Below are 12,860 nucleotides of genomic sequence, written 5' to 3'. Positions count from 1 at the left end.
CACTTCTGCATCTGCCGCTGCCCACATAAAATATTCTCCTCTCGCCTCATCCAGCACATACTTGAAATTCGCTGCCGCGCCCAGATTCTGCGCTTGCCGCACGTAGCGAATCCGTTTATCCTTAGCGGCATACTCCCGACAGATGGCTTCTGTTTCATCGGTTGAGGCGTTATCTGAAATGATCAATTCAAAGTCGGTGAAGGTTTGCGCTAATAATGAGTCAAGCGCCTCGCGGATGAATTTAGCACCATTGTAGACCGGCATACCGATAGATAAATTATGTTCATAACTAAGCATTATTATGCCCTACCGAACCGTCCACTACATCGATACTGCAAATTTTGAAATCCTTTTGATAGTCGTACTCTCTATATTGATCAAAAATTAGCTTGATCTCTTTTTTATACTGCGGCAATAAATTGCATAATTTATCAGTTGAAATAGATTTGTTATACTCAAATTCTGTTGAACATGTAATATTCAGACATCTGAATACATACTTAAATACATAGGTAAGTGCGCCTGGCCATAATGTTTCGTATCTCTTAATAAAGCATGGTTTACTTAGTAATCCCCCTCTGCCGCGACTCAATAAAACAGCCCCAAGTATACCATCGTTGCTTATGTCTTGAATGCTATAAGCAGATCTCAAGAAATCTGCTCTAAATAACGAATAAACGATATTGCATTTGTGAGATAGGTGATGAAGTAATAAGAATTCTAAAACTCTCTTTCTACTGTCTGAGTACTCTATAAACTTATAAATCGATCCTCTAATATATTTTTTTATAGGAAATCTGATGCTGGCTAGCGCAAAAGATGGAAATACAAAAGATAGGCTGATATCTTTAAGTATAGATGTTGCATTCATTAGATAGTCACTTTCCCATAAATCATCGTGCGCTGCCCACATAAAATATTCTCCCCTCGCCTCATCCAACACATATTTGAAATTAGCCATGGCACCTAGGTTCTGCGCTTGCCGCACGTAGCGAATCCGTTTATCCTTAGCGGCATACTCCCGACAGATGGCTTCTGTTTCATCGGTTGAGGCGTTATCTGAAATGATCAATTCAAAGTCGGTGAAGGTTTGCGCTAATAATGAGTCAAGCGCCTCGCGGATGAATTTAGCACCATTGTAGACCGGCATACCAATACTAACCTTAGGCATTTGCTTTGTTACGATGGATGCCGATGTAGTGTTGGTCAGTCATACAAAGTCCTACGATTGAATGCCTTTAAATCCTAAACCAGACTAGATCAATAGCTCCGCACAAGTACGCGGTGCAGCAAAGGTAGAAGTAAGAAGGGTAATGACACTGGCGAATAATGCCCAAGCAGCAGCGCTAGGGACAGTGGCGGCAGGCAAAAATTGCAGCACGTCTTGCCCATAGTGTAGCATAGCGCGGCGTTACTGATCGACCGTGCCCAGCGATTTGGCGTTCAAGTTTCCACCATGAGTTATGCCCTCGCCCAGATGGGCATCACCCGAAAAAAAAACAGATGCGTTACCAAGAACGGTGTGAAGAAGAGCGGCAAGCGTATCAACAACAGCTCGACACATGGGTAGAGAGCCATGGGGAGGAAACAGTAGTCTATATCGATGAGACGGGGTTTGACTCTCGAGTGGAGTGTGAGTATGGGTGGTCAGCGCGAGGCGAACGAATTGATGGAGAGCGAGCGGGGAAGCGTCAGAAAAGAGAGAGTTGAGTCGCAGGACGGTATAGACACCAGAAAGACTTCATCGCCCCAATGCTGTTTTCAGGATACTTGAATGCGGTAGGGTTTGTGAGCTGGCTGAGTCAGTACTGTTTGCCGGCATTAAAGAGACCTTCGTTGTTGATGATGGATAATGCACCGATTCATCCGAAAGGGGCGATTCAGGAAGCGGTCAAAGCGGCGGGTCACGAGGTGTTATTTTTACCGAAATACTCTCCTGATTGGTAGAGGCCTTGAGGCTGAATCCCCAGCAACGTCACTCGCCGTCCGGTGAGCGTGAGCAGTCCCTAGCAACTCTCGTCTTGACAAAAGTAGGGCAGCCGCTTGCGGGAACCGATGACCGCTGGCAAGATTGGGAGGAGGAGAGGAAGTTTTTTTCAAAGTCTTCGGTTTCGCTCCCAATTCATAGCGCACAATGCGATGCACCGTCGGGTAGGCGACCTCAAGCTGATGCTTCTGTCGCAGCCACTGCACAATGGCCTTGTAACTGTCAAACCCGCTGGGGTCTTGTAGGCGTTCCTGCAACTGTGCCATCACTACTGGGGGGATGATGCGGGCGGCTCCGGGGGGCGTCTTGACTGCCAATAACTGCTGGAGTCCTCCTTGGCGATAGGCGTTCAGCCAGCGAGTAATGGTGGAGTCGTTGCGATGGAGCAATTGGGCAATTTGTGGGCGGCTGTGGACAAGTCCTTGCTTAAGCCAGTAGAGCATCTGCAAGCGTTCCTGCTGTCGGGCATCGGTTTCATGTTGTAGGCGCCGCTGCAGTTCTTCAGAGCTTTCTGTAATTGTGAGGACGAGCGGGCGAGCCATGAAGGTCTCCTACTGAGATGATTTCAGTTTTAGGATAGACAATTCCCTCGTTTAAGACCTATTTATTAAGCTCAATGTTGCAAAGAGCTGGTATAAGTTAAAAATAATATAACCTCTATTAGGAAAAATTATGCTTGATCAGTGTAGAATTATGCAACTCCCCAAAATTACGGATCCAAGGGGTAATCTGACCTTTATTGAGGGAGAGCGTCATATTCCTTTCAAAATCGAGCGGGTGTACTACCTCTATGATGTTCCCGGCGGTGCCGATCGCGGTGCCCATGCCCACAAGGCACTGCATCAATTTGTTTTTTACAATTAATTAGTTAAACATGGTTAAGAAGGTATCAATACTTTTACCCGATTTACGATGTGGTGGAGTAGAGAATGTCCGTCTCCAGCTAGCTAGAGAATTTATAAGACGAGGTTATCAAGTTGAGTTCCTACTTCTTGTAAAACAAGGTGAGCTACTTCAGGAAGCTCAGTCTCTATGTGTAGTTCAATCCTTAAATAAACATAAAATATCTGAATCTGTCTTTAAGCTTGTTGAGTACTTAAAAGCTAAAAATCCATCTGTTCTCTTAAGCGCTATGTGGCCATTAACAGTAATTGCTCCCTTTTCTAAAAAATTAGCTCAGTCTAATGTAAGAGTGGTGATTTCTGAACACTGTACTCTAACCAATCAGTACAAAGATAAGGGCATAGTAACCAACTCACAGCTTCGTCTTTCAATAATGATTGGCTACCGTTTAGCAGATGCTTGTATTGCAGTGTCACAGGGTGTAGCTCAAGATATGTCTCAAATTGCAAAAATTCCACTTAATAAGATTAATGTTATCAACAATCCTGGACGCTTACTGATTGAGCCTAGTAAAGATGAGCTAAATGTAGTTGATCAGATGTGGGGAGTTCCTAAAAAATACAGAGTCCTAAGCATAGGCAATCTAAAACAAGAAAAAAATCACGCACTCCTCTTGAAAGCATTTGCCCAATTACCCTTTACAGATAGTCGCTTAATGCTAGTTGGTAAAGGTCATCTGGAAGAGAGTCTAAGAGTGTTAGCACATCAACTAGGCATTGGCGATCGCGTCATCTTTGCGGGCTTTCATCCGAATCCTGCTGTATTTTATAAAACGGCTGATCTATTTGTTCTCTCCTCTGACTATGAGGGATTTGGTAATGTCATCGTAGAAGCACTATCCTGTGGGCTACCTGTTGTCTCTACCGATTGTCCGAGTGGTCCGCGTGAGATTCTAGCTGATGGCAAATATGGTACGCTGGTTCCTGTCGGCGATGTCAATGCCTTAGCCGAAGCCATGACTGAAGCCCTAATGAGTTCACCAGAGCCTGAATTCCTAAAGCAACGAGCGGCTGACTTCTCGGTTGAAAAGATTGCCCAGCAGTATCTTAATGTAATGTTTCCCCATGAGCACTAATGTACTCTACATTACCTATGATGGTTTGCTAGAGCCACTTGGCCAATCCCAAGTATTGCGCTACCTTGAAAAGCTAAGCGATAGTTACACTATCTACCTCATTAGTTTTGAGAAAGCTCGAGATTGGCAGAATGTTCTTGAGCGCCAGAAAATTCAGGAGAAAGTTGATGCGCATCAAATTCATTGGATTCCATTAAGGTATCACAAATCTCCCTCTGCTCTGGCGACAACCTATGACTTGTTTCAAGGAATTACAGTAGCTTTATTTATTGCTGTTACAAGAAGGATTAAAATTGTCCATGCTCGCAGCTATGTTCCTTCTGTAATTGCCTTAGTCCTCAAAAAGTTACTACGCACTAAATTTATTTTTGACATGCGTGGCTTTTGGGCAGATGAGCGAGTTGATGGGGGTATTTGGCCTGTAAATAGTCAACTTTATCACTTGGCAAAATGGTTTGAAAAGCAATTTTTGCTCAATGCAGATCATACTGTATCACTCACAGAAGCAGCCATTTCTGAAATCAGCAAGTTTGAATATTTGCAAAACAAAAAGCTAAATTTTTCCTGCATTAGAACCTGCACAGATTTAGATATTTTCTCACCTGAAAATGAATCAGTAAATAATCATAAGCAAACGAATAATCTAGTAATTGGCTATATTGGCTCTATAAGTAATTGGTATTTATTCTCTGACGTACTTAAATTTATCTATTTTCTATACTCTATTGATAAAGACTTGGTCTCTAAATTTATCATTGTGACACGAACTGATCATCAAATAGTTCGTGAAATTATTAATCAAAGTAAAGTAAATTTGTTATCTATTGAAATTACTAGCTCTGACTATCAGGGTATTTCAGATATAATCAGGCAAATGAACTTAGGAATTTTTTTTAGGAAGCCAGCTTACTCTAATCTTGCTTGCGCCCCTACCAGATTGGGTGAATTTCTTGCCTGTGGCATCCCATGTGTAACCAATGATGGAGTTGGGGATATGACTCAGATCATTGAGCAAGAAAAAGTTGGGGTTATCTTAAGAAGTTTTGATGAATCCGCTATGCGTAAAGCCGCTGAAGAGATTTTAGAATTACTACAAGACGAACACTTGAGCCAACGATGTCGTGCAGCAGCCATTAAGTATTTCTCTCTTGAAGAAGGCGTAAAGGACTATCAAAATATTTATCAACAACTAGTAAATGAATAAAATAATGAATGTTTTGTTTTTGACTAGATACGATCGCGATGGTGCTAGTAGCCGCTATCGTTTCTTTCAATACATTAATTACTTAAAAGAAAGAGGGTTTAATTGTGAAATACTGCCCTTACTGAATCAGCAATATCTTCACCACCTTTATACTGGAGATTATAGAAAATATATTCACGCCCTAAAAGGTATATTTAACCGCTTAATTAAGCTATTGAGACTTAATCACTACAACTTAGTTATTCTTGAAAAGGAAATATTTCCTTATATGCCTTTCTTTATCGAGAATTATTTCATTCCGAACGTCCCGATTGTTGTTGATTATGATGATGCTATTTTCCATCAATATGACCAGCACAAAAACAAAATTATCAAATCCTTACTCTCTAGTAAGATTGCCTCCATCATGAATTCAGCGACTTTAGTGACCGCTGGCAATAACTATATTGCTGAGTATGCCCGCAATACAGGTGCGAGATGGGTTGAGGTCTTACCTACTGTTGTTGATCTTTCTAAATATACCTTTGTTCAAAATAAAATTAACGCAGAGCTGTCTCGCCTCAAAATTGTCTGGATTGGTACACCCAAAACCCAAAAGTATTTACTTCATATTGCTTCAGTACTGACTCGTTTATCTCAAATTTATAAAATTCAGTTAATCGCGATCGGTACCCATAATCTTCACTTGCCAAAAACTGAAGTTATCTCTGTTCCATGGTCAGAAGAAACAGAAGCTCAAGACATTGCCCAGTGCGATATTGGCATTATGCCCCTTCCCGATGAGCCTTGGGAGCGCGGTAAGTGTGGCCTCAAATTGATTCAGTATATGGCTTGCGGGTTACCTGTTGTTGCTTCTCCTGTCGGAGCCAATCTTGATATTGTTCAGCATGGTGTCCATGGCTTTTTAGCTTCTACAAATGAAGAATGGGCAACTGCCCTTGAAACCTTAATTCAAAATGCTGACTTGCGCACTAGGATGGGTCTTGCAGGCCGTCGCCGAGTTGAGCAGCACTACGCTCTTCAAGTGACAGCACCCAAATTGGCGCATCTGCTAGAGTCTGTAGTAGCCAAAGCTCAAGGAGTCCTCTAAGGCTTATGTGTGGCCTAGTTGGTTTTCTCAACGCTGCCTTTTTAGGTGACTGGGCAGCAACTATCCGCAAGATGAATGGCACCCTTTCCCATCGCGGCCCTGATGATGAGGGAGTCTGGATAGATGAGGCGGCAGGTATCGCCCTAGGCCACCGTCGTCTAGCAATTCTTGATCTTTCCCCCGCAGGACATCAGCCGATGGTTTCTGCTTGTGGCCGTTATGTCCTCGTCTTTAATGGTGAAATTTACAACCACCTTGAACTGCGTCAGGAGTTAACAGCCCTTGGTGCAGCCCCCCCTTGGCGCGGACATTCCGATACCGAGACGCTACTGGCGGCTTTTAGCCATTGGGGCGTGACCACAGCCCTAGAAAAGCTAGTTGGCATGTTTGCCCTTGCCCTTTGGGATCGCAAGACTCGTACATTAACCCTAGCTAGGGATCGCATAGGTGAAAAGCCCCTCTACTACGGTTGGGTCAATGGAGCCTTGGTTTTTGCCTCAGAACTCAAAGCGATTCGGGCTTACCCAGCCTTTGCTAACTTGATTAATCGCGATGCCTTAGCGCTGTATTTCCGCTATAGCTGGATTCCGGCTCCCTACAGCATCTATGAACATATCTGGAAGTTACCAGCAGGTACCTATCTCCAGTGGTCTGCTGAATCTCTCAGACCCAACATTCAAGGGACACCTCAAGCTTACTGGTCACTGCAAACCGTTATTGAAAAAGGGCTGACTCACACCTTTCAGGGGACAGAAGCAGATGCCGCTACTGAATTAGAGTATCTCCTGCGGCAGAGTTTGCAAGGGCAACTGTTGGCAGATGTTCCCCTAGGGGCTTTTCTATCGGGGGGAGTAGATTCTTCAACCGTTGTAGCCTTAATGCAAAGCCTTTCTTCCCAGCCCGTTAAAACATTTAGCATTGGCTTCTATGAAGATGCCTATAACGAAGCCCAATATGCTAAAGCAGTTGCCCAACACTTGGGTACCGATCACACTGAATATTACCTTACAGGTCAAGAGGCGCGGGATGTCATTCCCAAACTTACCCACCTTTACGACGAACCCTTTGCTGATTCCTCTCAAATCCCTACCCATCTTGTGTCAATGATTGCGCGCCAAGAGGTGACAGTTGCTTTGTCCGGTGATGGAGGGGATGAACTATTTGGCGGATACGTACGGTACCTTTTGACCCCTGCAATTTGGGGAAAAATAGAACGCTTGCCGAAACCAGTGCGCCGCACCCTTGCATCTTTGCTGAAAAAACTATCCCCTAGACAATGGGATCAGCTTTTTGGGGGACTCAGTATCTTTCTGCCTCAGAATTTAAGATATACAACCATAGGGGATAAAATCGCTAAGCTGGCTAAGCTCTGTGAAATGACCTCTGACAAAGAAGTCTATCTTTCTTTTCTATCACTGATTGATTTACCTTCTCAGTTCGTCCTTAATAGTCAAGAACCATTATTAATCCAAGAAAAGCTTGACCAACTGAGCCATCAACTGCCTTTTGAATCCTATATGATGGCACTTGATTTGCTGACCTATCTCCCCGATGACATTCTTGTCAAGGTCGATCGCGCCGCCATGGGAGTGAGTCTTGAGACCCGTATTCCTTTTCTAGATCATCGAATTGTTGAGTTTGCTTGGACACTCCCCCTTGAGATGAAAATCAGACAGCAGCAGGGCAAGCAGGTACTCCGTAAACTTTTGTATCGCTATGTCCCGCCGCCTTTGATTGAACGCCCTAAAATGGGGTTTGGTATTCCCCTAGCTCAGTGGTTGCGTTCTGAACTGCGAGATTGGGGAGCAACTTTATTGAACCCAACCCGTCTTCAGCAGGAGGGCTACCTACACCCTGACCTTGTTTGGCAATACTGGCAGGAGCATCAAACAGGAAAACGCAACTGGGCAAGACAACTATGGGAAGTATTAATGTTTCAGTCATGGTTAGAGCGCTGTTTCTGAATATCTAGCCCTAGCATATGTTTCCCTATTTCTTTGTTTTCTTACTCACGCTAACACCATCGGTTATAGAAATGCCGAAGTGGTATTGGGTATTTCTTTTTAGTATTTATGTCGCTTTTATTGGTCTGAGATTTGAAGTTGGTGGAGACTGGTTTCAGTATATAGATGTACTAGAAGCTTCTAGATATCAGCCATGGGTAGGCTTTGAAGCTCTACTTGGTGACCCTGCCTATCACTGGATTAATAAGATTGCTGCTGCTCTTAATCAGGAAATTTATTTTGTAAACTTATGTGTTGCAGTGATTTACACAAGCTGTTTATTTGCTTTTTGTCAAAAACTGAAAAATCCTTACTTGGGTTTAACAGTTGCTTTCCCATACTTAACGACTGTTGTAGCAATGGGCTATACTCGCCAAGCAGGAGCGATCGCTTTAGAGCTACTAGCGTTAATGGCATTAGAATCCAATAAAAAAATAAATTCAATTCTGTTTTTTATTTTGGCATTACTGTTTCATAAGACAGCAATATTTCTAATATTAGTGCCGATATTAATGTTTTTATTTGACGTACTAAAAACAGGAAAAATAATTAATATTCTACTTGTGTTAGCATTATTATTGATAGCTCTATCTGGTGCAATTGCGATTACTAGCATCAGCGATAAATTTTTAGTTCACTATATCGGAGCAGGGATGTCATCTTCAGGTGCTTTAATTCGACTATCCATGAATCTCTTACCTGCAACTATTTTTTTAATCGAATACTATACAGGGCATAATTTCTTTAGAACTTCTTCAAAAGTTTATCTTGCTTTATCTTGGCTAGTTATTTTTTCTTTTGCACTCTTGCTAACAGGTTCTTCAACTGCTGCCGATCGCCTTGCGCTGTACCTAATACCTATTCAGATCTATGTTCTAGGAAATCTGCCCTACCTCTTTCTCACTCAAAGCCGAGAAATATTTTATCGATGGATGCTTCTAGTACTTGGTTACAGTTTTTTAGTATTATGGGTATGGCTGCAATTTGCTGATCATGCTTTCGCGTGGTTACCCTATCGCATGTATCCTTTTATTTAAGATGGCAATCAAAGATCACTATGGAATACCCAAGCTAGATGGGTTGTCATTGATATTGCTTTGCAACAATGCTCAGATGTTAATTAATTTCAGAAGAGATTTGATTTTAGAATTAATTCATACAGGTGCTGAGGTTCATTGTTTAGCTCCAGATTATACAGAAGCAGAAATTTCAAAACTAAGTGAAATAGGTGCCAGATGTCATCATTTTTACCTTGTTCGTAATGGCACGAATCCTTGTCAAGAAATTAAATCTCTCTTCTCTATTATTAAAACAATAAAAAAAATTAATGCTGATAGTCTCTTGGCTATTAGCTCGAAGCCAATTATTTGGGGATTACTAGCCTCGAGATTTGTTGGTATAAAATTCCGCTCTGCATTATTCACGGGCTTAGGTTATGCATTTACTCTTGACCATCAATTAAAATCAAGAAAATTGAAGAGTATTCTCATTTTTTTATACAGGATATGCTTACCTATTGCGGATAAAATTATCTTTCAAAATAAAGATGATTGTCATGAAATTACTCAAGCATGTGGCCTAAATCCTTGTAAAACTTTAATCATTAAAGGGACAGGCGTTAATCTTCAAGAATGGTCGTATTGCGAGCCTTTTTCTCGTCCATTAACATTTACTTTAGTTGCAAGGTTACTTATTGAAAAAGGAGTATTAGAGTTTTTAGAGGCATCTAAATACTTAAAAGCTCTGTATCCTCAAGTTCGATTTTGGTTAATTGGTGGACTAGATAGCAATCCGGGGAGCTTATCTGAAGCACAAATTAAGGAATTTACAGAGCTTGGTATAGTTGAGTGGTTTGGCTTTGTTAATATCAAAGAGTATCTACCCAGTACTAGTGTGTTTGTCTTACCTTCCTACCGTGAGGGTGTTCCCCGCAGTACGCAAGAAGCAATGGCTATGGGTCGACCAGTGATTACTACGGACGTGCCAGGCTGCCGTGAAACGGTTATTGACGGCTATAATGGTTACCTTATTCCGCCTCGGGATGTGAATGCTTTGATAACTGCAATGCGGAAATTTATTGAACAACCTAGTTTGATTCCTTCAATGGGGTATCATAGCTATCAAATGGCTTTGGACTTATTTGATGTCAAAAAGATTAATGCTCAATACCTCAAATTGCTCAGTTCATGTTAGTTTTATTAGGATATTGCAACTCTTTTCAAAAAAGTGAAAGATGCCGAAATTAGCGAAGGTGAGTGCATGATGCTTAATTTTTCTGATACTTTTAAGATTGCTGTGATTGGCTTAGGTTATGTTGGTCTTCCTTTGGCCGTTGAATTTGGCAAGAAGTACTATACTATTGGTTATGATGTTAATAGCCAACGTATCGCTGAACTTAAGCAGGGATATGACAGAACAGGAGAAGTCAGTGACACTGATTTGCAAGCGTGTTCCTTGCTAATGTACACAACCTATCTCGAAGATTTAAGAAAATGTAATATTTTTATTATTTCTGTCCCCACTCCAATAGATTATTACAAAGTTCCAGATCTTGAACCTTTAAGAAAAGCTTCCAAGAGTGTTGGTCAGATTTTATCACCTCAGTCTATAGTTATCTATGAATCTACTGTTTATCCGGGTGTAACAGAAGAAGTTTGTGTTCCCATCCTTGAGCAGGAATCCAAACTAAAATTTAATCAAGATTTTTTTGTTGGTTATAGCCCTGAACGAATAAATCCGGGGGATCATAACCATCGTTTAACCACAATTAAAAAAGTTACCTCTGGTTCAACACCTGAAGTTGCTGATTTAGTTGATCGCCTATATGCATCAATTATTCCAGCGGGAACACACAAGGCAAGCTCGATTAGAGTGGCCGAAGCGGCAAAAGTAATTGAAAATATTCAACGAGACATTAATATTGCTTTTGTGAATGAGCTATCTATTATTTTTCACCTATTGGGCATTGATACAGAAGAAGTGTTAGCTGCTGCAAGCACAAAATGGAATTTCTTGCCCTTTCGTCCGGGATTGGTCGGTGGCCACTGTATTGGCGTTGATCCCTACTATCTAACTTACAAAGCAGCAGCTTGCAATTATCACCCTGAACTGATTCTGGCTGGTCGCCGTATCAACGATAACATGGGCTTTTATGTAGCAGCGCAATTTCTGAAGTTACTCGTCAAAAAGGGAATTGACTTACCTAATGCTCGTGTACTTGTTATGGGACTAACCTTTAAGGAAAATTGCCCCGATTTACGCAACACACGTGTCGTTGACATTATCAAAGAACTGCAAAGTTATGGCCTAGAGGTTGATATTTACGATCCTTGGGTAGATCCCCAACAGGCCAAGAGAGAATATGGAATTTCCCTTATTGAAGAGTTATCTCATCAGTGGGACGGAATCATTATTGCTGTTGCCCACCAGCAGTTTCATGAAATGGGTAGTACTGGCATTCGTGCTCTCTTGAAAACACCGGGAGTTCTTTATGATGTGAAGTGGGTATTATCGAAGGAAGATGTGGACGGCCGCCTTTAGCTACTTTTTGTCATTTGAGGAATCAAGATGGATATTTTGGTGACGGGTGTTGCTGGGTTTATTGGCAATGCAGTAGCACTGGAACTACTTAAGCGGGGCGATCGCGTGATTGGTCTCGATAATCTCAACAACTACTACGATGTCAACCTCAAGAAAGCTCGCCTTGAACGCCTCAACCCCTTCACGGCAAGTGAGCAATTTGTATTTAGAAAAATCGACCTTGTAGATCGCGCAGAGTTGAACCAACTCTTTACAGACTTTGCCCCGCAACGGGTCATCCACTTAGCAGCGCAAGCGGGTGTACGCTACTCGATTGAGAATCCCTTGGCCTATATTGACAGTAATATTGTAGGTTTTATCCACATTTTGGAAGCCTGTCGCTACCATCAGGTAGAGCATCTCGTCTATGCCAGCACCTCAAGCGTCTATGGTGCCAATAAAAAACTACCCTTTTCTGTTCACGATAATGTTGATCACCCCTTGAGTCTCTATGCGGCCACCAAGAAAGCCAATGAACTGATGGCACATACCTACAGCCACCTCTATGACCTGCCCACTACTGGACTGCGCTTTTTTACCGTCTATGGCCCATGGGGGCGCCCCGACATGGCACTCTTTAAGTTTACGAAAGCCATTTTGAATAATGAACCGTTGCCTGTCTTTAATTATGGTAAGCATCGCCGCGACTTTACTTACATTGATGACATTGTCGAGGGGATTCTACGGGTGCTGGATCGACCTGCCACACCCAACCCTTCATGGAGTGGCGAAAATCCTGATCCGGCCACTAGTCTCGCACCTTGGCGTGTTTACAACATTGGTGCCCACCGCCCCGTCGAACTCCTACGGTATATTGAACTTTTAGAAACCTATCTTGGGAAGAAAGCGCAGTTAAATCTTCTGCCTCTGCAACCGGGCGATGTCCCCGATACCTACGCGGATGTGCTCGAACTTAGGGCAGACACAGGCTACGAACCCACAACTCCTGTTGAGATAGGTGTACAGCGATTTGTCCACTGGTATCGTGAGTACTATGGTACCTAACGAGTTGAGTTTGC

The 12,860-nt window shown here is 42.4% G+C and carries 13 protein-coding genes and 2 pseudogenes; 11 read left to right on the top strand and 4 right to left on the bottom strand.

The features are described 5' to 3' along the window. Positions 1-9 precede the first annotated feature (9 nt). The 3 genes and pseudogenes from RHP47_RS09100 to RHP47_RS09090 all read right to left on the bottom strand — a co-directional run. Positions 10-297 (bottom strand): annotated as a pseudogene (locus tag RHP47_RS09100) (glycosyltransferase family 2 protein); the annotation flags it as partial. Continuing rightward, entirely contained in the window at positions 290-1,171 is an 882-nt protein-coding gene (locus RHP47_RS09095) for a glycosyltransferase family 2 protein (protein WP_310840301.1), read from the bottom strand. The gene RHP47_RS09095 and the pseudogene RHP47_RS09100, both read right to left, overlap by 8 nt. A gap of 84 nt (positions 1,172-1,255) precedes the next feature. Then, a complete protein-coding gene (locus RHP47_RS09090) occupies positions 1,256-1,402 on the bottom strand; it encodes a hypothetical protein (protein ID WP_310840299.1) in 147 nt (48 codons plus the stop codon). 54 nt (positions 1,403-1,456) lie between these two features. Between RHP47_RS09090 and RHP47_RS13110 the strand changes: the two genes are divergently transcribed. Continuing rightward, positions 1,457-1,570: a hypothetical protein gene (locus RHP47_RS13110; RefSeq protein ID WP_399381245.1), complete on the top strand. Its 114-nt coding sequence runs from the start codon at positions 1,457-1,459 to the stop codon at positions 1,568-1,570. A gap of 182 nt (positions 1,571-1,752) precedes the next feature. Continuing rightward, on the top strand, positions 1,753-1,947 hold the full coding sequence (locus tag RHP47_RS09085; protein ID WP_310840297.1) for a transposase: 195 nt from the start codon (positions 1,753-1,755) through the stop codon (positions 1,945-1,947). Here the strand turns inward: RHP47_RS09085 and RHP47_RS09080 are convergent. Continuing rightward, a complete protein-coding gene (locus RHP47_RS09080; protein ID WP_310840295.1) occupies positions 1,921-2,529 on the bottom strand; it encodes a helix-turn-helix domain-containing protein in 609 nt (202 codons plus the stop codon). The genes RHP47_RS09085 and RHP47_RS09080 overlap by 27 nt on opposite strands. A 130-nt stretch (positions 2,530-2,659) precedes the next feature. Here RHP47_RS09080 and RHP47_RS09075 point away from each other — a divergent pair. The 9 genes and pseudogenes from RHP47_RS09075 to RHP47_RS09035 all read left to right on the top strand — a co-directional run. Then, positions 2,660-2,839: pseudogene (locus RHP47_RS09075) on the top strand (WxcM-like domain-containing protein); the annotation flags it as partial. A gap of 22 nt (positions 2,840-2,861) precedes the next feature. After that, positions 2,862-3,965, top strand: a complete 1,104-nt coding sequence (locus RHP47_RS09070) for a glycosyltransferase (protein WP_310840291.1) — start codon at positions 2,862-2,864, stop codon at positions 3,963-3,965. Continuing rightward, on the top strand, positions 3,955-5,169 hold the full coding sequence (locus tag RHP47_RS09065) for a glycosyltransferase (protein WP_149820154.1): 1,215 nt from the start codon (positions 3,955-3,957) through the stop codon (positions 5,167-5,169). The genes RHP47_RS09070 and RHP47_RS09065 overlap by 11 nt, the downstream gene beginning before the upstream one ends. Positions 5,170-5,173: 4 nt before the next feature. Continuing rightward, positions 5,174-6,259: a glycosyltransferase family 4 protein gene (locus RHP47_RS09060; protein WP_149820152.1), complete on the top strand. Its 1,086-nt coding sequence runs from the start codon at positions 5,174-5,176 to the stop codon at positions 6,257-6,259. 5 nt (positions 6,260-6,264) lie between these two features. Next, on the top strand, positions 6,265-8,223 hold the full coding sequence (gene asnB / locus RHP47_RS09055; protein ID WP_310840289.1) for an asparagine synthase (glutamine-hydrolyzing): 1,959 nt from the start codon (positions 6,265-6,267) through the stop codon (positions 8,221-8,223). 71 nt (positions 8,224-8,294) lie between these two features. Further along, positions 8,295-9,299, top strand: coding sequence for an EpsG family protein (locus tag RHP47_RS09050; RefSeq protein ID WP_310840288.1), 1,005 nt, complete (start codon positions 8,295-8,297; stop codon positions 9,297-9,299). Between the two features lies 1 nt (position 9,300). Then, entirely contained in the window at positions 9,301-10,455 is a 1,155-nt protein-coding gene (locus RHP47_RS09045) for a glycosyltransferase family 4 protein (protein WP_310840286.1), read from the top strand. A gap of 69 nt (positions 10,456-10,524) precedes the next feature. Continuing rightward, positions 10,525-11,802, top strand: coding sequence for a Vi polysaccharide biosynthesis UDP-N-acetylglucosamine C-6 dehydrogenase TviB (tviB, locus tag RHP47_RS09040; protein ID WP_190278335.1), 1,278 nt, complete (start codon positions 10,525-10,527; stop codon positions 11,800-11,802). Between the two features lie 27 nt (positions 11,803-11,829). Further along, complete coding sequence (locus tag RHP47_RS09035; protein WP_286649562.1) at positions 11,830-12,846, top strand: NAD-dependent epimerase; 1,017 nt, start codon at positions 11,830-11,832, stop codon at positions 12,844-12,846. The last annotated feature ends 14 nt before the right edge of the window (positions 12,847-12,860 follow it).

The organism is Thermosynechococcus sp. QKsg1 (assembly GCF_031586415.1).
GTDB lineage: Bacteria > Cyanobacteriota > Cyanobacteriia > Thermosynechococcales > Thermosynechococcaceae > Thermosynechococcus.
The sequence above is the reverse complement of the archived record's forward strand: the minus strand, read 5'-3'. Positions and strand labels throughout refer to the sequence as shown.

Coding starts and splice junctions, on each gene's coding strand:
- RHP47_RS09070 (WP_310840291.1), top strand. CDS start 2,862: ATGGTTAAGAAGGTATCAATACTTTTACCCGATTTACGATGTGGTGGA.
- asnB (WP_310840289.1), top strand. CDS start 6,265: ATGTGTGGCCTAGTTGGTTTTCTCAACGCTGCCTTTTTAGGTGACTGG.
- RHP47_RS09065 (WP_149820154.1), top strand. CDS start 3,955: ATGAGCACTAATGTACTCTACATTACCTATGATGGTTTGCTAGAGCCA.
- RHP47_RS09095 (WP_310840301.1), bottom strand. CDS start 1,171: ATGCCTAAGGTTAGTATTGGTATGCCGGTCTACAATGGTGCTAAATTC.
- RHP47_RS09035 (WP_286649562.1), top strand. CDS start 11,830: ATGGATATTTTGGTGACGGGTGTTGCTGGGTTTATTGGCAATGCAGTA.
- RHP47_RS09080 (WP_310840295.1), bottom strand. CDS start 2,529: ATGGCTCGCCCGCTCGTCCTCACAATTACAGAAAGCTCTGAAGAACTG.
- RHP47_RS13110 (WP_399381245.1), top strand. CDS start 1,457: ATGAGTTATGCCCTCGCCCAGATGGGCATCACCCGAAAAAAAAACAGA.
- RHP47_RS09060 (WP_149820152.1), top strand. CDS start 5,174: ATGAATGTTTTGTTTTTGACTAGATACGATCGCGATGGTGCTAGTAGC.
- tviB (WP_190278335.1), top strand. CDS start 10,525: ATGCTTAATTTTTCTGATACTTTTAAGATTGCTGTGATTGGCTTAGGT.
- RHP47_RS09085 (WP_310840297.1), top strand. CDS start 1,753: ATGCTGTTTTCAGGATACTTGAATGCGGTAGGGTTTGTGAGCTGGCTG.
- RHP47_RS09050 (WP_310840288.1), top strand. CDS start 8,295: ATGCCGAAGTGGTATTGGGTATTTCTTTTTAGTATTTATGTCGCTTTT.
- RHP47_RS09045 (WP_310840286.1), top strand. CDS start 9,301: ATGGCAATCAAAGATCACTATGGAATACCCAAGCTAGATGGGTTGTCA.
- RHP47_RS09090 (WP_310840299.1), bottom strand. CDS start 1,402: ATGCTACACTATGGGCAAGACGTGCTGCAATTTTTGCCTGCCGCCACT.